Below are 20897 nucleotides of genomic sequence, written 5' to 3' on the forward strand. Positions count from 1 at the left end.
AATGATAAAATTCTTTAGATTATCGAAACTAAATTTTGCAAAGCAAAATCAAATGTCCGGTGGAAATTTGGTTGAGATAGCCGCTTGCGGAAGAAAAAGAGACCTGAAATATGATTAAGTTCTTCAGACAAATTAGACAAAACCTACTTTCCGAGGGTAAAACAGAAAAGTATCTAAAATACGCGATTGGAGAAATTATACTTGTAGTTATTGGTATTCTTATTGCCCTTCAGATTAATAATTGGAATGAAGATCGAAAAGTACGAAAACTAGAAGCACAGATTTACACAGAACTAAAAAGCGATTTACTACAAACCAGAAGTGATATAAACGAAACAATTTCTAAACATAGAGAAATATTTAAATCAAGTCAGCAGCTTATAACTGATATCTATGATAAGAAATCAAATTCTCAAAAAATTTATGAGGCACTGACAAATTCCAGTCTTGAGTTTCAAATTATTCCTAAAACAAGTGCTTTTGAAAATTTAAAGAACATTGGATTAAACACCTTATCCAATGACAGCTTACGTATTGCCATAACCAATTTATTTCAATTGAATTTAAAGCGATTGGATGATGAACTTGGGATGAGACAAGCTGAAATTAATATGACAAAGCTTATTCAGCCTTTTCTATTCAAATATTTGATTGCGGATTATAGTCAACCCACAAAATATGGGTTTGTACATTCTGACTCTATAGCTATTTACAAATTAAGAATAGCTAATTACGATAAGTTTTTGGATGATAATGAGCTTATGAAGGCCTTGCAGTTAGCACTCTACAATAGAGGTCAAATAATTGATGAAGAAATAGAAACTGTTAGGGCAGTGGATAGCGTGATTCATGGAATTGAAGAAGAACTTGAAAAATTAAAAAAATAACTAAAGCACAATAGGAACTGTAACTAATGGCGCAGTTTTCCAAGACTTGTGAAATTTAAGTTTGGCAAGTACGTACCTAGAAGCTCACCGCATTGATGCCTAAGCGCGGTCACTGAGCAGCTTTCCCTAATAGGTGGTTGAGCGTAGTCGAAACCACATCTCTGGAAAGCGAAGGCACATATTTCCCCTTTTCCTTGCCCAAACCAATTTTTTGTAGGATTTTTAAGGCACTTCCCCTAAAATAGAAATAAACGTACTTAGGTACGTTTATACAATTGTTAGCCACAAGCAAACCAAGACCTTATGAAAATAGCATTCCATTTTGACGCACAACACGAATCGTTGGCTACTTTCTACGGACTTGATTTACAAGAAAAAATTTTTAGTCTAATTTTAAATCACAGAAACTTATCTGCCAATTCCAAAGTTTTTGTTGGAGACTTGCTAATGATGATGATAGCAAGAGATAAAACAGTAATCAGCGAAACTCAATTTTCATATTCATTTAATGAAGAAAAATATTTGAATGTTTTCTATCAGTGGGCAAATCCTCAAAATGTTACTTGGAAAAGATACTCTGAGGAAAATATTGAGCATTCTTTCGGTAAGGATATTTACGTTATTTGCTTTGAAAGTATCGACTTAAAAACTGCTGAATATCTCAATGACGAATTAGAGAGTAACCTAGCTTATCTCGGAGCACTCGAAGTAGATGATTCATCCGAAATTCATTGGATTCTTTATAGTCAATCATTAATAGCATTAGGTAGAATTCACGGTGATGAATTTAACTTATTTCATCAACCAGAAGATGACACAGAAGACTTATTAATTAACGATTATGAAACTTTTGGTTTTAAGAAAGTAAATCCGGAATCATTAAATGGACGCTATACAATATTTGATACTTATTCGAATTTTGAGGAGGCAAGGAGAATTGCGGAATGGAAAAGAAATTCGGGTGGACTTTTAGCTTTTATTGCGGATGAAATAGTCTCAAAACTTTCTGATATTGCGCCAGATATTGGGAATAAACTATGGTCTGCACTTAAAACATTTGAAGATTCTGAAACAAATGAACAGCTCGCCCAAGTAACTGCTTCGTGCCGAAGAATTTTTGAATATGTCGTTGACTGTATATTTCCTCCAACGGATGAAAAAATGGACGGTCATTCTTTAAAAGCTGATAAATATAAGAATCGCCTTTTTGCATACGCTGATACTTCAAGAAAGAGCAGCACAAATATTGACTTGATTGTCGCTACAACCAAAACCCTATTTGAACAATGGGATAAACTGAATAGTTTAGCTAACAAAGGAGTACATAGCGAAGTATTTCGAGCCGAAACAAGAAGATGTTTATTGAGGACAATAATGCTATTGGACGATATAGTTTCTTTAAAAGAAAAACCATTTGACATAAAGCCGAATTTAAACTTTGATGATATATTCGGAGAAAATGCCAGTGGCTACACCGTATAAAATTAATTGCTAGTTCTAGCCTATTTACGATAATGCTCGCGGACTTTCTATCTGTGAATTATTTGCTAAATTTAGTACCAAACCAACGCAACCAATCTTATAAATCAACGTTACGTTAGCTTTGTAAGAACCTACATCACATGATCTACAGGACAAAAAATGGGTTTACAGTAATTAATAATCTTTTAACATCGAAATCATGAAAAAGATTGTTTTTGTATTGCTATTTGTGTCCATACCAACACTTCTGTCCGCTCAATTAATTGATAATGGAAAATCGAGCAATAATCCAATCAAAACGACGGCGGATACAGGATTTAAAAATACTGTGATGTATTATTCCCATATTCCATATAGCCCATATGGTATTAAGTATTCTTATTGTAAATCTTGGGGATTTTATATAAGTGCAACATATGATTTTGAGACAGTGGATGGTGATGCATTTCTAAATGCTGGTGTCGTTAAATCTATTACTAATAAACTACGTGGTTATCTTGGATCAGGTTATAATCCTCTTTGGGATGAGGCAAGTGTGGAAACTGGGGTAACCTTTGTTTTTGGAAATTTTGCTTTGGATACAGGAGGAGGATTTAACTTTGTTGAACCTGAATATAGTTACATAAATTTAGGGGTTGGATTTAATTTCTAACCTATACTGGCACCTAAAACATTGTATTGAAAATCCTTAATTTTATATCCACATTCATTCTATTTCCAACTCCGCCAACACCGGTAAATGATCCGAAATATGTTTGTTATTTTCCATACGATCATCAATATGGAGATAGCTTCTTACCATTAAATTTTCCACAAAAATATAGTCAATACGTCGGTCTAAAACCATATCCTGGTCAAAGCCATTGAAAGTGCCGGTAGGGCCATAAAAAGGGGTTTGGGTGGCGGTTTGCCCGTCCGTTAGCTCCCGTTGCATCAACTGTATGGGTTCGGAGTCCGGCTCCAGGTTAAAATCCCCAGTGACCACTACAGGTAGGTTTTCGGTATTTATTTCCTGTATCTTATGTAAAATCAGGCGTACGGAGTTGGCCCGGGCCGTTTCTCCCACATGGTCAAAATGGGTGTTGAGCACATACAGTTCCTTCCCGCTTTGGATGTCCTTGAAACGTCCGTAAGTACAGATACGCTCCAAGGCCGCATCCCAACCCTTGGAAACTTTTTCCGGGGTGGGAGAGAGCCAAAAGGTATTGGCTTGGATCAGCTCAAAGGCATTTGTATTATAGAGAATAGGGGAGTACTCGCCCTTTTGTTTGCCATCGTCCCGGCCCACACCAATATAGGCGAAGTCCGGCAAGTGCTCGTCCAAATATTCCAATTGGTTGTGTACCACTTCCTGCATGCCCACAAATTGGGGGCCATAGTGCAGGATCAATTGTACCATGGCCTCCTTTCTAAAATTCCAGTTGTTTACGGTATCGTTTACATTATCGTATTTAATGTTGTAGGACATGACCTTAAACGCTTGGGAATATCCTAGGGCGGTCATAAAAACCATCAACATTGCAAAAAATCCTTTTTTCATCTTGTATGCCGAGTTAGTCCGTTTTGTATTTGTTAAACCAGGCCAATACCGAGGCGATCTTGGCGACCAGATTACTGGGCCGGTTGGCGATACCGTGACCGGAACCGGGAATACGCACCATGGCGGTTTCCACCCCTTCCAGCTTTAATGCGGTATAGAATTGCTCCGATTCCGCAATGGGGGTTCTATAGTCTTCCTCCCCGGTCAACAACATCGTTGGGGTGGTCACATTGCCCACATAGGAGAGGGGAGAGCGTCTAAAATAGTTTTCCGGGTCTTCCCAAGGTTTCTTCCCGAACCAGTATTTGGAGAAGAAGGCGGCCCCATCGGCATAGAGTACAAAGCTGGTCCAGTTGATAACGGGCTTGGCCACTACGGCGGCCTTAAAGCGGTCCGTTTTGCCCACGATCCACGCGGTCAACACACCGCCACCGCTACCACCGGTCACGAACAGGTTATTAGTATCCACATAGCCTTTGGCAATCACGGCATCCACACCGCTCATCAGATCCTCGTAATCGTGGTTGGGATAATCGTGGTGGATGAGGTTCCCGAATTCCGCCCCGTAACTGGTACTACCGCGAGGATTGGAATACAACACCACGTAGCCTGCCGCGGCATAGGCCTGAATCTCGGCACTGTAAACGGAACCATAGCTAGAAAACGGTCCGCCGTGGATTTCCAGGATAAAGGGATATTTTTTGTTGGGGTCGAAGTTGGGTGGGGTTACGATCCATCCTTGTATTTTTCGGTCATCGAAGGAGGAGTTCCACCAGATTTCTTCTACCTCGCCCAAATTCCGGAAGGAAAAGAGGTCGTCGTTTAAATAGGTAAGTCGCTTAGTTCCCTTTTTATCGGCTACGGCCAAATCGGACGGATGTTGCGTACCGCCCAAGGTATAGGCGAACTTGCCGTTGTTGGACACGGTAAAGTCGGCCGCATTGTAGGGTCTTCCCAGGGAGAGTCCGCCAAGACCTTCGGTGATGGTGGTCACTTTACCATCCAACGTAATGTGCCCTATTTTGGAATCCCCTTCCTCATCGTACTGAAAATAGAGTCCCTTTCCGTCACTGGCCCATTGCACATTGCCAATGTCCCGGTCAAAATCGCCCGAAAGCAATCGGGAATTGTTGCCATCGGTATCCATTACATATAATTGGGTCAACTCATAACCTTGAAAGGTATCATCGTTACCCGTGTAGGCAATTTGTGTACCATCGGGGGACAATTGGGGCGAGCCATCGGGGCCAAAACGATCCGTGATCGCATGGACGCTATTATCGCTAAGGTCTAATTTATAGACCTCACTGTTGGCCGGTTCAAAATCTGTATCGGGGTGGAAATTTGCCGAGAAGTACAGACTTTTGCCATCGTTGGACCATACCGGGGCACCATGATCAAATTCCGCGGTGGTCAACTGTTTTGGGGTTCCCCCGTTGATGGATAGCGTGAACAGTTGGTCGTTGCCGCCCTTGAGGTACCCTTGCCCATCGCCACGGTAGTTGAGCTTGTCAATATAGGTGGGCGGGGTGTTCCATTTGGCACCTTCGGGTTTTCCGGGCATTTTAATAAGCGATTCGTCCTTGGCGGGCACGAACATATTGAAGGCCACATAGCGGTCATCGTGCGACCAGCTTACCGCTCCGGGTGCTTTCGGCGTATTGGTCAACGGGGCCGTTTCCTTGGTATCCAACCACATGAGGTACAGTTTCATCTTGTCATCGGCCATATTCGATTTAAAGATGATTTTTTTGCCATCGTGCGACCATCGGGGGTAGTAGTCGTTATGGTTCCCTGTTGTTAAAGGTCTATTTTTTGAACCATCAAAATTCACGATCCAGAGGTTGGACAGGTTTTTGTCCGTCATAATATCCTTAAAATTACGTACGTAGATCACCTTACTGCCATCCGGCGATATCTGGGGATCCGATACAAACTCGTATTCGAAAATATCCGTAAGTTCCAGGTTGGTTTTGGTCTGTGCCGATACCGTGGTTACACAGAGGAGAAAGGCGATGATGCTGATACAATGCTTCATATAGTGGTGCTTGTTTAGTTTGAAGCATCAATTTACGGATTTAACGGTTAAAAGTTTTAAGTTGATAGTTATAAGTTTTAAGTTATTGGCAATTAGCTGTTGGCTATTTGCTGTTAGCTTTTGGCTTTGATTGTTCTGGACAATAAACAATAATCAAATTAGCATTTACCACTGGACAAATGGTAGTAGGGAATACGTAAATAAATCAAATCACTATTTCACAATCCCGCTTTGTCACTGGGTCACTTTAATAAGCCAACAACGAAAAACGAACAACGAACAACCATTTATTTTATAACTTGACCCTATGAAGGAGAAAATTCATTTACATCAGATACATCCAGTGCTTCCCGTGTGGGATGTTTTGGATGCGCTGGACTTTTATGTAAACCGATTGGGATTCCGGATTGCCTTTGCGGACGATTCCAAAAATCCCAAATATGCAGGCGTCATTCGGGACGATGTAGAGATCCATTTACAATGGCACGACCGAAAGGAATGGGATTTTGATATCGACCGCCCGATGTTGCGGATCGTGACCCAAAACATTGAAGGGCTGTACGATGAATATGCTGAAAAGGATGTGTTCCACTCCCATACCTTATTACGGGAAACGGCTTGGGGAACGAAGGAATTCGCCTTTTATGACCCTTTTAAGAACGGCCTGACTTTTTATCGGGATATTTCGAGTATTTAGTTTAGCGAAGTGTTTTAATTATTTGATATTTAATTATTTACATCGTAATTGATTTATTCCGAATTAATTTAAATGGCTTGATCTTGAGATTTTGAAATAGATATTTTATAAGGAGCGAACACCGGATGGAAAGGGGGTACTTGAACAGCATAAAAAAGCAATTTGAATATTATAAGTCGGTAGGGGAAAAGACCTTCTCCCAATTGGATGAGGCAAGCCTTTTTAGGGCCTTCAACGAAGAATCGAATTCCATCGCGGTCATCGTTAACCATCTTTCCGGCAATATGAAATCGCGCTGGACGGATTTCTTGCATTCCGACGGAGAAAAGGATTGGCGGAATAGGGATATGGAATTTGAAGCGGTTATCAAAACCAAAAAGGAGCTGCTGGAAAAGTGGAATGAAGGATGGCAATGTTTATTCGATGCCTTGGATTCCATAAATGAAAGGAACTTTGACACAAAGGTTTATATCAGAAATCAGGAACACTCCATTTTGGAAGCTATAAATCGGCAATTGGCCCATTATACCTACCATATCGGACAAATTGTTTACATAGGTAAAATGGTCAAAGGAAAGGAATGGCAAAGTTTAACCATCCCGAAAGGAACATCAAATGATTTTAACGATAGGAAATTTTCATTAGGAAAGCATAAAGGGCATTTTTCCGATGATTTGAAATAAAGAAAATCGAATCGCCACAATCTATCATAAAAGCAAATTAAGTGTCAGGTCGAGCGGTCATATCGAGCGCAGTCGAGATGCGAGACCTAAGACTAAATAAAATAAATTAAAAACCTCTCGACTTTAGTTTATCTTGAGCGCTGTCGAAAGGCTAGAGGTGACACGAAGTGATAATTGATTGTGAACATTCATGTAGAATAATTAATGTAACATTAAATGTTATAAATCTTAAAGAAAAAATGAAAGTATTATTTATAGGAGGAACGGGAAACATCAGTACTCCGAGTAGTCGGTTGGCGGTCGTCAAAGGAATGGATTTATACCTGCTGAACAGAGGCAAGGCCAAAGTAGACATAGAAGGTGCCCATTCCATCATCGGGGACATCCATAAGCCGGAAACATTGTCCGAATTAAAGAAACATGAATGGGACGTGGTTGTCAATTGGATTGCCTTCACCCCCGAGGATATTGAGCGTGATCTGGAACTGTTCCAGGGAAAAACGAAGCAATATATTTTCATCAGTTCGGCCTCTTGCTACCAAACCCCATTGACCTATCCGGTCATTACCGAATCTACTCCGCTCCGTAATAATCTATGGGATTATTCCCATAATAAAATATTGTGCGAAGAACGGTTAATGAAGTCCTATCGGGAAACGGGTTTTCCTATCACCATTGTACGGCCTTCCCATACCTATGATACGGTAACCCCGTTGGCCATTGGGGGTTTTGATAAATATAATGTCATCGACCGCATTCTAAAAGGGAAAGAAATTATCGTTCATGGCGATGGTACTTCCTTATGGACGGTGACCCATGCCGATGATTTTGCTAAAGGATTCGTGGGACTTTTAGGATTGACCACCGCCATCGGTCATGCCTTTCATATTACCTCCGATGAGGTGTTAAGTTGGAATATGATCTATAAGATTACGGCAGAGGCATTGGGCAAGGAGGCAAATATCGTACACATTGCATCCGATTTTATTTGTAAGATAGAACCTTCCTTTACGGGAAGTCTGTTGGCGGACAAGGCTGAAAGTGTGCTGTTCGATAATAGCAAAATTAAAACCTTTTTACCCGGTTTTAAAGCGACGATTCCGTATTCCGAAGGAATAAAGCGTACCTTAAAATGGCTACAAGAAAAACCGGAACGACAAAATATTGATAAGGAAAAAGAGGCTAAGATTGAAAATATATTGAAGGCGTATAAGGCCTTAGGTTAAGTAGAGCCTTTAATTATATCCCGTATAAATGGCTACTACAATACTTAGGGCTCCCAATGCCAGCATAAGTAGCAAAGGTTTCCAAGCAAATCGGAACCATTTGTTATAGGGAATACCGCAAACAGCCAAAATGGCCATCAATGCGCCGTTCGTGGGCACGATCAAATCCCCCATGATGGCCCCATATTGGTAGGCCAGTACACACGTCTGTCTGGAAATACCGATTAAATCCGAAAGCGGTACTAAAATGGGCATGGTCAAAATAGCCTGACCGGAGTAACTGGGTATGGGAAAATGTAAAATAGCATGGGAGACCATCATCAACACTCCGGAGACAGAGGCTGATAGGTATTGTAGGGGACCAAAAAGTCCGTAAACAATGGAATCAATGATCATGCCCTCCTTTAAGACCATGGAAATACTGTTTGCCAAGCCAATGATCATGGCTGCAAAAATCATTTCCTTAAATCCGTTGACATAGGCTTCTCCCGTACCGTTCACACCCAATTTTCCCAAAAGACCGGAGACCACTCCCAAGGCAAAAAAGGAGGCGGACATTTCCATAAAGCCCCAATCCAACTGTAGAAGCCCATACATGACAATGATAAACGTTAAACCTAATAGGGTGAGAATGATCTTGGAATTAAGGGACATTTTTTCGTGGGGAGTGGACGCTTCAACTTTTTCCATCCTGTTTTTGGCAGCATAGCGGATCAGGTAAATGACCCAAACCAAAAAGGCAATCCCGAGAACTACTAATCGGAACCCGCTTCCCGAAAGCAAAGGGACACCGGCTTCCTGTTGTGCTATAATTACACCAAATGGGTTTGAAGGACTAAAGGAACTGCCCAACACCGTAGATCCGTAGCTCATATAAATAGTAGTATAGGTGTTGAAGCCCAAACTTTTTCCAAAAATGAGCAGTACGGGCATCATGGCAATCACTTCCTCTTGCATGCCTATACTTACCCCCGCCGCCGTAAACAGTAGAGAGACGATGAATAATGACAGACCTTCCCTTCCTTTGAGAACGTTGACAATCTTATGCAATCCTTCGGATAACGCCCCGGTTTTCTCAATAACGAAAAAGCAACCCCCTAACAATAATATTAGGACAATGGTGTCCGCTCTTTCCGCAACTCCGTTGGGAATGGTTAGCATCATGTCAAAGGCGGATAAATGATCTCCATCCGTTTCTTGGTATGAATTGCTGACTACTGTTGTGATTCCCGTATCTTCATCCGTAATTCTTTGGTAGCTACCTTGGGGTATGATAAAGGTGAGCACCCAAGCAAATAGGACGACCCCGATGATGATGACAAAGGCATTTGGAAAGTTTTTCATAGTTGGTTTGGTTGGTTTTCGTTTATTTCACGGGGCGTTTTACTCTATAGTTGTTTCCTTCAAGATTTTCTGTATTAATATTTTGGCTTGTGTATAGGCCATATCAGACTCTTTAAGGACATAGAGTTTGTCATCGATATAGTTTTCAAATTGAATATTTTGAAGCAACGACGCATTGTTCATTTTTAGTTGGGAGGGCCTGTATGGAAATGTTTTGGATTTGGTATCTATGTTTCTAAGCGAACCATGTTCCCGTATATATTCGATTAAATTGATATTCGTTTTTTCGGTTTGATCCATCGTTTCCTGTAATTCCTTAAAAAATCGGGACCAATTGAACAAAAGAATTTTAAGCTCTGGATTGTTCAATTTTGAGAGTCCGCCAGAGTTTTGCAGGTCGTTCAAAACAAATTCACTGGGCTTCCAAGAAGGACTTTCTATGACATAATGCAAAAGGCTGTCGATTGGGTCGGTTTCTTGAAAATCCTCTTCCTTGAACTTTGCAAAAATGGTTTCCGTAGCCAAAATGGTGCGTTTCAAAATGGTATTTATGGAATCCAAGTCCCTTAAATTTTCTTGGAATTCAGTGTTTAGATTTTGCACGGTGATTTTTTCCCGGTTATTCTCAAGTCGTTCCTCGTTCCAGTTATTTATTTGGAGTGCAATCAAAATACCGATGACCACGAGTACGATCTCGCCAATGGCATATCTAAAATATTTGGAGGTTTTGTTTTCCATGATGAGATTCTGCCGAATTTTTCTAAAGATTTTAATCATGATGCGATAGTATTAGTTCCCTTTTTGATAGGAGGACAGGGTTTTGTCAAGTCTGGGTAGCAGTTCCTGGATAGCCTGATTTCCTTCCTTTAAGGCAAGAAGGGTACCTTCCTCGTTTTTAATATTTACATTTAGGGACGTGAGAAAATAAAGATCCGATTTGAGTTGTTCATAATCTGTGGGAATAGCCTCTATACCCCAAGTATAATCTCTAAAATGGTTGCGGGCATAGGGGAGGAACACGGTGCGGAACTCAAAATCGTCGTCATTGGTATCATCATTGATTTTTTTTACGGCAGTGGTATAATAACTTGTCAACTTGTTACGAAGTTCTTGATCTTGTAGGAGTTCTATTCCTAATTTCTTTATCAATTGATAGCCATTATCCACTAACACGATACGCCTGGCCAACATAACACGTCCTAGGTGATAATTAATGGAATCATAAGGAATATCACCTGCTTCAAGTTTATTGATTACGGTGTATTGTATATTGATATCTTCTAACCTTTTGCTGTAGGTTTCCTCAATGCTAAGGCTATCGTTAATGAGATTACTACGTATTTCGGTAAGAATTTTCACGATTTCACCATCAACTTTCCTGTTTTCATTCCAGTTGTTGATCTGTAAGGCAATCAGGATACCAATGACAACCAGCACAATCTCGCCAACAGCATATTTGAAATATTTTAATGTTTTGCCTTCATCTAGAAGGTTTTGACGAATTTTACGGAAGAATTTAATCATGGTTTATGCGTTCTAATAACAGATTTAGGTTCTCAAGTCGTAACATGGTGGCCATAAGATCATTTGTTTTACCTGATTCATTGCCAATTAAATAGCGCAAATCATTTTTTAAACTTTCATCTTTAAGCAATGCTTCAACAACCGATTTGGCGTAATTGTGGTCCAGTTGTATATTACATTCCTTTGGTAGCCGCGGAAAGTAACTATTTCCGGTTTTTACATAAGTATCTCCACAGTATGATCTAATCTTTGTCTGAACGTCATCGGGCATTTTTCCTCTTAAATTTTTTCTATATGTATTTTCAAGTATAGTCGCGCCAGATTCTGACCACCCAATATCATAATATCTAATTAATGCGGTCTTTACACTATCGTTTTGGATGAGGTTGATTTGACCCGAAGCAATTAACTCCTGATAGGTTGATGACGCAGAATAGGGGTCTAGTAATTGGCTAGCCTGATACATATCTACAAGATTGGCCACAGGATCAGGGTTAGCATTGGAAGAATTTTCAAAAACGGCGACAGCAGATTTGGCATGTTCGCTAACCTGTTTGGAATAGTTTAAAGTGGCTTCAATAATTAATTTTTCTTCCCTAACATCATCTAAAAGACGCTCATAGTATTGAAATTCTAAATTCTTGTTGAGACGATCTTGATTCCAATTGTTCACCTGAAGGGCCAATAGAATTCCGATCATCACCAATGCAATTTCGCCAATAGCATATTTCAAGTATTTAGTGGTTCTGTTTTCCATGATGAGATTCTGCCGGATTTTTCTAAAGAATTTTATCATGGGTCAATGGTGGGTCTTTTTAATAAAAATTAGTTTTGGATGTCCTTGTCGTTTCTTGCTTTTAACACCAATAAACATTGAAATCGTTGCTATTTTGTTTCTTCTAAATATTTTAAGATGGTTTTGGCCTTTTGGGTATATTTTTCAAAATCTTGCCTTATCAATATTCTGTAAGCGCCTATCATTCCCACTTGAGTATTTAAATAATCATTGTTCTTGATTTGATTCCATTGTACATGGTATTTAGAAACATTGGATTCAATCGGTTTTTGGAATGTATAGAAATCCTGATATAGCTTTGGACTATGAAATTTAGACATTTCATCACGGTAATCATACCAGACTGTTTTGAGGATTCGGGAATTCAAGAGTTGAAACCAAGAATTGTTTACATAATATTCGTCCAAAAGCTTTTTTAATTTCACATCATTGAATAGGTGAATATTATTACTGTTGATCAAGTCGTTATAGGTAGAGGATATAAGGGATTTATTGGGAATGTAACCACAAAATACGATTGAATTTGTAAGCCTTAAGGTATCTATTTCCTTTAGTGAATCGTCTAAATAGGAGGCGAGGTAAAATCCTTCATTTTCGGCGTTGGTATTTATGGTATTTAGTGTCTCTAAGTTTTGGATGTCCTCCTTCAAATCAGCAATTAAATTTTCTACCAAGGATTGTTTAACTTCATTGTTCTTTCTTTCTTCGTTCCAATTGTTCACTTGAAGCGCAATTAAAATACCAATGACCACTAGGATAATCTCACCTAAAGCATATTTGAAGTATTTGGTGGTTTTACCCTCTGCTAAAAGGTTTTGACGAATTTTACGGAAGAATTTAATCATGGTCCAATTCTTTCTTTACAAGGGTTAAAAAATGCTCGAGTCTTTCTTTTAAAGGAATTAAAAAACCGGATTCTAAATGGTTGGCAGTGCCCAAAAAAGTCACTAGGTCAGACTCAAAGGCCTTTGACCTGAGCAAATCTTTGTTTGTATCCTCAAATGGGCTTTCCTGTAATTCTTTACCCAAATCGTTTTCTATAGCCTGGAGGATCATTCTCATGTTACCAATTTCCTTGGAACGTTCAAAACACAGAAGGCGTTGATCCTTAACGGCCGTTTCCTGTATGCTAATTCGATCAAGTTCTGATTCCCATGCAGACAGAAAGGTTGTGATTTCCCTATTGTGAATAACACTAAGATTACCAGAGGCGATAGCCTCATTGAGCACCCCTAGGCTGGGTCGGTAGACAGCATCTTTGGACAATGCGTTGAGCCATAGCTTTGAAATTTGACTATGGGAAAGGGAAGATTTCTCGGGTGCTAATTCATGCAACAAAAGTAAGCAGTTGGTAATGCGCTCGTTATTTACGGTTATGGTATTTTTCAAACGCTGTAGATTTCCATCAAATTCCTGTTGCAATGCCAAAAGCAAGGTTTGTTCCTTTGCGTTGTTCTTTCGTTTCTCGTTCCAAGTGTTTACCTGCAAGGCAATTAGAATTCCAATCACTACTAGTATAATCTCTCCAAGAGCATATTTTAAATACTTGGTCGTTTTGCCCTCCGATAGCAGATTTTGTCTAATTTTTCGAAAGAATTTTATCATGGGTTTTGGTTACCTGAAGGTTTTGAAAGTTCAATTATTTTATCCAAAGTGGCTTGTACTTTTTGTAGCTCACCGCTTGTATTCAAAATTTGATCCACCAAATCATACCTGCTCCTAACCAAATATTCAAACTCCAGTGTTTGAAGTGCATCAAAATCGTTTCGTTCATCTTTAAAATTGAGGTTCCAATCAAAATGCTTGGACAGATAAGGGTCGTATTGACTCCAAATATGATCTCTAGAAGCCAATTCTTCCTCTTGATAATCCGTAACCAAGTCATTCCAGGAAATCAATAGATCCCGCAAGGTTTCATTTTTTATGATATCGAAAGAAGATGTGCTGGCAAGGGCATTAATGCTCGTTTGCGTGGGGTTGAAGGTATTACCGCCGTAAGTCCACCAAAGCATAGTGGCCAATGAATCCAATGCTTCAGGTCCTGGTTTTGATTTTATTGGGAAAAGACCAATGACGCCGGTGCAATTTTTGAATACGACCTGATGCTGACCAACAACAGAGTCCAATTGCTTTTTATTCTGTGTAAACTCTTTATGAATATTGGCCAAGACAATAGTTTCTTTTTTCGAGTTTATACGATCTTCATTCCAATTATTTATTTGAAGGGCGATTAGTATGCCGATGACTACTAGGATTATTTCTCCAATGGCGTAGAGCAGATATTTGCTGAATTTGTTTTCTGAGAGAAGCTGTTGCCGGATTCGTCTAAAGAATTTGATCATTGGATATCGTTTTTAATCAGTGCAATGATGGTGTTGATCCGTTCCCTTAGGGGTTCGTAAAAGACCACATTCAGATTTCTGGAAGCCACGATAAATAGATACAGCTGGCTTTCAAATTCTTGATTTTCCAAGAATTTGAAATCGTTATTTGGAAATTTACTGGGAGTTGGGTCAAGAAGTGCGTCGTTGATGAGGTCAAGGTGTCTTCTGAAATTTCCTTCTTTTAAAAAGAAGTCGTGTCCTATATCCCGTCGCTCCACCACATAGTTTTCTTGCCTTTTGACACTCTCCAGGCCCGATTGCCATGCGGATAGCGCCTTGCGTAGTTTGTCATCTGAAAGCACACTGAGTCTTCCTGAGTTAATGATTTCTTGAACGGTACCTTGATTGGGCAAATATCTGGGCTCTATTTTAAATATGCCGACCATTCTTTCCGAAAGTTCTTTTTCATGGATGTTTGTGACCGAAGGTCCTGTGTATTCGCCCAAGAGAATGCTATTTTCTATATTGGAATTGTTCAGGGCGATAACATCGTTCAACAGCTGAAGGTTGGATTCAAATTCCGCCAACAAGGCATGCAATAGCTGCTGTTCCAGTTTTTTGCTTTTTTGTGTTTCGTTCCAATTGCTAATGGCAAGGGCAATCAAAATACCGATGACCACTAAAATTATTTCGCCAAGTGCATAGAGCATATATTTGGAAAACCTGTTTTCCTTGAGCAGCTGCTGGCGGATTTTTCTGAAAAATTTTATCATTTTACTACAGGTTTGGTTTCCTGAAGAATTTCTTCAATCAACATTTCGGTTTCATCCAACCTATCCATTATATTTTGATGCAGCCATAAGGAATTATCCAACAAATTTTCAAATTCCACTTTCTGAAACAAGGGATAGTAGTCCGGTTTCACTTTGGATTTCCCAGACCATGGATAATGGGCGTTACTGTCCATTTCCTTAAATGAAATATAAGGTAGCAAAAAGGGCAAAAGATGTTCATTGTTCCAGGCATCCAATTTGTCAAAACGTGTTTGTCTGATTTCAGATAGTGAATTCCAGTGGTATAAAAGTGAGGTGATGGAATCGTTTTCAAAAAGGTTAAGACGTCCGTTTTGCACGATACTGTTTACCGAATTGTTGGCAAATGCCAGTTCGTTAGAGGGAAAGGATTCAAAAAATAGGCTGTCTAAATTTTTGTTTGCGAGCTCTTCTTTTTTGGCCCCGATCAAACTAATCAATTCACTGGAAGATTTTATGGCCCTTTGCTCTTCAAGCCTAAAATCCTCTACCAGTTTTTTATTGGTTTTGAACTCTACATGTAGTTTAGAAAGTAAAGCTTTTTTTTCGATATTGTTGATTCGGTCCTGGTTCCAATTATTAATCTGCAAGGCAATCAAAATACCGATGACCACGAGTACAATCTCGCCAATGGCATATCTAAAATATTTGGAGGTTTTGTTTTCCATGATGAGATTCTGCCGAATTTTTCTAAAGAATTTTATCATAATGAATGGTTATAGTTTCGCATTGATGGTGGATAAAAGTTCTTCGGCTTCATCCTTGATTTTTTGTATCCTGAGCTCGTTCGATTTTAATAAAATAATCCGCATGGAAATAGCATTTATTATTTCAAACTCCTTATTGGGGTCATCCAAACTATTTTCAAGGGTGCTGGCCATTTTTTTGGTCAAACCTTGTTGATCGGTATTATCTGATGGGAAACCAAAATTTTCCAAATTCACGATAATCGCTGATTTTAATATGGGGAAGATTTGATTGTAATTCACGTTTTCTACATTTCCATTTATTTTTCTTGCTGTGGATTCGGAATTTAGATAATACGTTATGATGTCAGATTTAAGGTTCTTCTCCCTAATAAGATTAATGTGCCCGGTTGTGTTTAACTCGTTGAATGTTCTATTGACTTCCGGGTAACTATTGGTATACAGTAAAAAGCTTAATTTTTTATTGATACTGTCAATTTGCAGAAGCTTCTCCCTCTGAGTGTAATCGGTAAGGATAGATTCCCCCGTTTCAATAAGTTGGTCATAGAAAACAGCGCGATCATCAAATAAGGAGAGTTGCTTCCCTAAATCCTCTTGTAGTCCGTAGAGATACTCTTTTTCTTTGGTAGCGTTTTTGGAATTTTCGTTCCAATTATCTAGTTGCAAGGCAATTAAAATTCCGACCACCACCAAGACTATCTCACCTATGGCGTATAGGAAGTATTTGGAAAACCTGTTTTCCTCGAGCAGCTGCTGGCGGATTTTTCGGAAAAATTTTATCATGTTTTACACTTAATGTATCAATGAACCACTTGAGGGCAGTTTCCCTTTTTTGTCCAAAATACCGTCCATTTTTAAGTGGGTGATGATTGGTTTATTGGCCATTCTCACCAGGGAAATATGATCAAAGGCCATGGAATCTTGGGCTTGTTGGGATCCACCGGTGGTGCCAAGTATGATATAATCCCGGTTGTTCCTTATTCTATGGGAAAAGGAATGGATATGGCCATTGATTACGGTATATGGTCTATCGGCCAAAAGCTTTTCCAAGGGATTTAAACCCTTTTCATCTTCCCGCTGCCAAAGCGGTTTATGCATGAGCACAAAAGTCCATGTAACATCAGGATTTTCTTCTAGAACCTTCTTAAAATATTCAAATTGTTCCAAACCCATACCACCTAGTTGACGCTCCGGCATGCTGTAATATTCCGTCTCCTCATACACGCCTTCTATTTCCCCGGCGATAACTTTTAGGGCTTTCGCACGTGCCTCATAGATTTCCACCATGCGCTGTTCCTCGTAATCCTCGGAATCCATCATAAGAAAGAGTACATTATCGTACAGAAAATGATAGTATCTTGGGCCAAAACGTTGCTTCCAAATACTACGCATTGTGGGGTTGGTAAGGTCATGGTTGCCACCCAGATGGAAGAAGGGCATTTTTAATTTTGACGTCCTGTTTTCAAAGGAATCCCATTCTTTGGCCAATTGCAGTGTATCCTCCGTTCCGCCATCTATGAGATCGCCAACACTCAGGACAAAGGTTGGGTCTAGGGCATTTAATTGCTCTACAGCAGCACTGTACACCCCGTCACGTTCACCTCCGTTTAAATCTGAAATGATGGCAAAGGTAAAGTCATCTTCCGTGGGCTCAAAAATAGCACTAGTCCATGGTTTCGGGCTTTCTCCAAGCGAATGTTCAAAAGTGGATTTCTCAATTTTCTGGTTGTTTTCCTTGCAACTGGAAAGTACAAGAAGAATAACAATCATTTTAATCAAATAACCTTTCATAAAAGTGTAATCGTCGTTACTAATTAGTTTTTCATTGGAGCTTTGGGAACTTTATCGTACAATACATTGCCAGCGGCCTCGTATTTATCTCCCTTGACCCAATAGGGTGTTTCCGGGTCATTGGCTATCAACCTTCCAGAAAGCACATATCCTTGGTAAAATTTTACCAAATAGTCAAAATCCAAACTATCGGCCTCATCGGCGGCCTGATGGTAATATTTATTGATTTCGTCATCAAAAGCATCAAAACCGGTAGAGTAGGTGGGTGCAGGAACTCCTTTACTTGCAAAACTTACATTATCGCTACGGTCAAAAAGGCCCTGTTCCGGTGCAGGGTCATCAATAGCTTCAAGTCCGAAAGTAGCAGCTCCGGCAACAATGTGCTTTTTAGCCGTAGTTCTATTTAATCCTATTACAGTGGCCAGTTTGGTGTTATTGTAGCCGGCACCATCGGTATTAAATCCATAAACGATTTGATTTAGCGGAAATATGGGATGTTCAGCATAGTATTTGCTTCCCAAAAGGCCCTTTTCCTCCCCGGTAAAAAGAATGAACACGGCCGATCGTTTTGTAGGATACTTTCCAATATTCTCCGCCATACTCAAAACAGCGGTTGTACCTATAGCGTTATCACGTGCGCCATTGTAAATACTATCTCCTTCTGCATTTGGCGTACCGATGCCCACATGGTCATAGTGGGCGGAATACATGATGTATTCGTCCTTGAGTTTGGGGTCGGTGCCTTCCAGTACGCCTATAACATTTTGGGTAACAAGCGTTTTCTCTTTTTTACCATCGGTTTCAATGGAATAAGATGGATTTGATTTAATCAACGCCTCTAGTTTTTCAGAAGTGGTATTCACCCAGAGATGTATGAATTCATCTTTTTGGTCGGCCATGGCATCCGGAATCTTAACACTTTCTCCCATGAAATGTGACATGCGTGACCACCAATCTTCTTCTAGCAAGGTCATTTCCAAAAGTCCGATAGCCCCATTTTTTATAGCTAAATCTTGTTTTTCTTGGTGTGTTCGATATATAGCTCTGGCATCGGCGGATTCTGAAGTGCCCGCTTTTACTAGAACCAGCTTTCCCTGTACATCCTTTCCCTTGTAATCTTCCTCGGTTCCAAAACCGACATAAACAGCATCACCGGAAAGTGCGGTTGGTTTTGCTTCAACCGCAATACTATGCGGGAAGGTCTCTCCGTTTAAGGAAACCTTGATTTCACCGGGTGGCGCGGTCTGTAAAAGATTGAATGTTTGATAATAGGAATTGTTGGCCGGATGCGGTTTTACTCCATATCCTCGCAGTGTATTCGCCAAATACGACGCTGCTATTTTAAGTTCTGGAGAGCCTGTGGCCCGACCTTTTAGGACATCGTCCGCCAGAAAATAGATATGACCTTCAATTTCGTTTTTATCGACGGTTTGCTCGGCAATTTCAGCATCGGTTTGAGCAAATAATACACTTGAAAAAACAAGTGCAATTAGTAGTGTATAGTTTTTCATTTAGCTGTTTTTTGTATCGACTGATATTTTAAATTTATTTCTCTTTTGTAAATTTTCGCCCCATAATGTGAAACTGGCTAATCTTGCCCGCTTCGTTAAGGTCGAAATTGACTTTTATTCTCTCGTAAAAACGAGGGTCTTTGTTGGTGATAAATGTGTTGTAGTGCCAATGTTCGGTCGTATAGGTTATAAAGTCATTAAAATTGATTTGCAAAGATCCATCTTCTAAAGTGATTTTTGCTGTGCCTAGCATTTGGTTGGTATAGGTACCCTCATAATTAGATAGCGGTAGGCTCGGGTTGGTGTTTTTCACTCGTTCCGAATCCTCTTGTTTGGCCTTTTCAATGCCTTCTTTTTTAAAACCTTCATACAAATTGAAAACCTCTTTATGCCAATCCCGACTGTTATCTTCAAAAGCATAGAGGTCCATGGCCTTGTATAAAATGGCATGTCGCAATTCGGCATGATCTAAATTGGCAAAAACATAAACTGCAACGTCCTTATCGTGCATGATTCCAGCAATCGCGACTAGTCCAAATAGACTCCCGGTATGAAAATCCAACTTATGGCCTTTATAGTCTTGTTGAAACCATCCCAGACCATAGGTATTCCAATTTGGTTTGGTAAGGGCATTAGTAGGATAGATTCCTGTAGTACCCAAAAAGGAATGGGGCTCGAATAATTTTTTGAAGGTTTTTGGTTGTACCAAAGTGTCTTGTTTATAAACACCGTCATTAACTAAGAATGTTAGATAATTGGATATGTCATGAGCGGTAGAGCATATCATCCCAGCCGGACCAATTTGGTCCGAGAATCCGTAATCTACCTCTACCATGCCGTCCTCATCATCGTTCAAATAAGGTGTTACGTAGTTGCCAGCTTTAAAGATATCCGCGGCGACGGCCTGTGTACGGGTCATCTCCAATGGATTAAAAATACGTTCCTGTACAAATTTGTACCATGGTTTTCCGCTGGCCGCTGCAATGACCTCTCCCGCTACTGCGTACATAATATTTTGATAGGTGAATCCGCCGCGCAACGGATAGGTTTTTTCTGCAAACCGAAAGTGTTGTATCGTTTCTTTGGTAGAAACACTGTCCAACGTCCATAGGGCATCGGCATTGCCGATACCTAGGTTGTGGGTCAATAAGTCCTTAACCCGGGCATCTGCTGTAGTATAGGAATCCGATAATTTAAAGTACGGGACATAGTCCGTTACTTTGTCATCCCAATCCAGTTTACCATCATCTACCAGCATGCCCATAGCAATTGCCACAATGGCTTTGGTCGTGGAAGCCATATTGAACAAGGTGTTTTCGTCTACTGGCTCCTTGGTCTCCAAGTTTTTGACCCCATAAGTTTTTTGAAAGACCACTTCGCCATCTTTTACCACAATGGCGGCCAATCCCGGAACTTTCCAATCTTTCATGCCCTCAACAATCATGGCATCCAATTTTTTGTCGTTGCCTTTTTGTTGGGAAAAGGCTATTTGGGAAAAGCTCCCGATTAAGAAGAATAGTACTAGTTTTTTCATT

Annotated in this window: 21 protein-coding genes; 6 read left to right on the forward strand and 15 right to left on the reverse strand. The window is 40.0% G+C overall.

The genetic code is table 11. From position 1 onward, the window contains the following. The first annotated feature begins 110 nt into the window (after window positions 1-110). The 3 genes from CJ263_RS17075 to CJ263_RS17090 all read left to right on the forward strand — a co-directional run bounded on the left by CJ263_RS17075 (window position 111) and on the right by CJ263_RS17090 (window position 3021). Complete coding sequence (locus CJ263_RS17075; protein ID WP_094998376.1) at window positions 111-887, forward strand: DUF6090 family protein; 777 nt, start codon at window positions 111-113, stop codon at window positions 885-887. Window positions 888-1190: 303 nt separating this feature from the next. Next, window positions 1191-2369 (forward strand): hypothetical protein, encoded by a 1179-nt coding sequence (locus CJ263_RS17085; RefSeq protein ID WP_094998378.1) that lies wholly within the window; start codon window positions 1191-1193, stop codon window positions 2367-2369. A 199-nt stretch (window positions 2370-2568) separates the two neighbouring features. Further along, complete coding sequence (locus CJ263_RS17090) at window positions 2569-3021, forward strand: hypothetical protein (RefSeq protein ID WP_094998379.1); 453 nt, start codon at window positions 2569-2571, stop codon at window positions 3019-3021. Between the two features lie 54 nt (window positions 3022-3075). Here CJ263_RS17090 and CJ263_RS17095 read toward each other — a convergent pair whose 3' ends face one another. Both CJ263_RS17095 and CJ263_RS17100 read right to left on the reverse strand, forming a co-directional pair. Then, window positions 3076-3909, reverse strand: a complete 834-nt coding sequence (locus tag CJ263_RS17095; RefSeq protein ID WP_229702430.1) for an endonuclease/exonuclease/phosphatase family protein — start codon at window positions 3907-3909, stop codon at window positions 3076-3078. A 13-nt stretch (window positions 3910-3922) separates the two neighbouring features. Beyond that, window positions 3923-5947, reverse strand: coding sequence for a S9 family peptidase (locus CJ263_RS17100; protein ID WP_094998380.1), 2025 nt, complete (start codon window positions 5945-5947; stop codon window positions 3923-3925). A gap of 307 nt (window positions 5948-6254) precedes the next feature. On the opposite strand from CJ263_RS17100, the gene CJ263_RS17105 reads away from it, so the two are divergent. From CJ263_RS17105 to CJ263_RS17115, 3 genes are all read left to right on the forward strand, one after another. Further along, window positions 6255-6644 (forward strand): glyoxalase superfamily protein, encoded by a 390-nt coding sequence (locus CJ263_RS17105; RefSeq protein WP_094998381.1) that lies wholly within the window; start codon window positions 6255-6257, stop codon window positions 6642-6644. A 125-nt stretch (window positions 6645-6769) separates the two neighbouring features. Beyond that, on the forward strand, window positions 6770-7327 hold the full coding sequence (locus CJ263_RS17110) for a DUF1572 family protein (RefSeq protein ID WP_094998382.1): 558 nt from the start codon (window positions 6770-6772) through the stop codon (window positions 7325-7327). Between the two features lie 239 nt (window positions 7328-7566). Continuing rightward, entirely contained in the window at window positions 7567-8553 is a 987-nt protein-coding gene (locus CJ263_RS17115; RefSeq protein WP_094998383.1) for an SDR family oxidoreductase, read from the forward strand. A 9-nt stretch (window positions 8554-8562) separates the two neighbouring features. Here the strand turns inward: CJ263_RS17115 and CJ263_RS17120 are convergent, their stop codons facing one another. The 13 genes from CJ263_RS17120 to CJ263_RS17180 all read right to left on the reverse strand — a co-directional run bounded on the left by CJ263_RS17120 (window position 8563) and on the right by CJ263_RS17180 (window position 20896). Continuing rightward, on the reverse strand, window positions 8563-9897 hold the full coding sequence (locus CJ263_RS17120) for a YfcC family protein (protein WP_094998384.1): 1335 nt from the start codon (window positions 9895-9897) through the stop codon (window positions 8563-8565). 39 nt (window positions 9898-9936) lie between these two features. After that, window positions 9937-10674: a DUF6090 family protein gene (locus CJ263_RS17125; protein ID WP_094998385.1), complete on the reverse strand. Its 738-nt coding sequence runs from the start codon at window positions 10672-10674 to the stop codon at window positions 9937-9939. 12 nt (window positions 10675-10686) lie between these two features. Then, the gene (locus CJ263_RS17130; RefSeq protein ID WP_094998386.1) at window positions 10687-11421 is read right to left on the reverse strand and encodes a DUF6090 family protein; all 735 of its coding nucleotides are present in this window, start codon (window positions 11419-11421) and stop codon (window positions 10687-10689) included. Further along, window positions 11414-12217 (reverse strand): hypothetical protein, encoded by an 804-nt coding sequence (locus CJ263_RS17135; RefSeq protein ID WP_094998387.1) that lies wholly within the window; start codon window positions 12215-12217, stop codon window positions 11414-11416. Before CJ263_RS17135 ends, CJ263_RS17130 begins: the two co-directional genes overlap by 8 nt. Window positions 12218-12306: 89 nt before the next feature. Then, window positions 12307-13062: a DUF6090 family protein gene (locus CJ263_RS17140; protein WP_094998388.1), complete on the reverse strand. Its 756-nt coding sequence runs from the start codon at window positions 13060-13062 to the stop codon at window positions 12307-12309. Next, window positions 13055-13822 carry a DUF6090 family protein gene (locus tag CJ263_RS17145; protein WP_094998389.1) on the reverse strand — a complete coding sequence of 256 codons (768 nt, stop codon included), beginning with the start codon at window positions 13820-13822 and terminating at the stop codon, window positions 13055-13057. Before CJ263_RS17145 ends, CJ263_RS17140 begins: the two co-directional genes overlap by 8 nt. Then, entirely contained in the window at window positions 13819-14559 is a 741-nt protein-coding gene (locus CJ263_RS17150) for a DUF6090 family protein (RefSeq protein WP_094998390.1), read from the reverse strand. The genes CJ263_RS17145 and CJ263_RS17150 overlap by 4 nt, the downstream gene beginning before the upstream one ends. Beyond that, a complete protein-coding gene (locus tag CJ263_RS17155; RefSeq protein ID WP_094998391.1) occupies window positions 14556-15314 on the reverse strand; it encodes a DUF6090 family protein in 759 nt (252 codons plus the stop codon). Before CJ263_RS17155 ends, CJ263_RS17150 begins: the two co-directional genes overlap by 4 nt. Next, window positions 15311-16060, reverse strand: a complete 750-nt coding sequence (locus tag CJ263_RS17160; protein WP_094998392.1) for a DUF6090 family protein — start codon at window positions 16058-16060, stop codon at window positions 15311-15313. Before CJ263_RS17160 ends, CJ263_RS17155 begins: the two co-directional genes overlap by 4 nt. Window positions 16061-16069: 9 nt before the next feature. Beyond that, a complete protein-coding gene (locus tag CJ263_RS17165) occupies window positions 16070-16843 on the reverse strand; it encodes a DUF6090 family protein (RefSeq protein WP_094998393.1) in 774 nt (257 codons plus the stop codon). A 9-nt stretch (window positions 16844-16852) separates the two neighbouring features. Beyond that, a complete protein-coding gene (locus CJ263_RS17170; protein ID WP_233726862.1) occupies window positions 16853-17830 on the reverse strand; it encodes a metallophosphoesterase family protein in 978 nt (325 codons plus the stop codon). Between the two features lie 44 nt (window positions 17831-17874). Beyond that, window positions 17875-19362 (reverse strand): M28 family peptidase, encoded by a 1488-nt coding sequence (locus tag CJ263_RS17175; RefSeq protein ID WP_094998395.1) that lies wholly within the window; start codon window positions 19360-19362, stop codon window positions 17875-17877. 34 nt (window positions 19363-19396) lie between these two features. Continuing rightward, complete coding sequence (locus CJ263_RS17180) at window positions 19397-20896, reverse strand: serine hydrolase (protein ID WP_158657189.1); 1500 nt, start codon at window positions 20894-20896, stop codon at window positions 19397-19399. Window position 20897 lies beyond the last annotated feature (1 nt).

This window comes from Maribacter cobaltidurans (assembly GCF_002269385.1).
In the GTDB taxonomy this organism is placed as follows: Bacteria; Bacteroidota; Bacteroidia; order Flavobacteriales; family Flavobacteriaceae; genus Maribacter; species Maribacter cobaltidurans.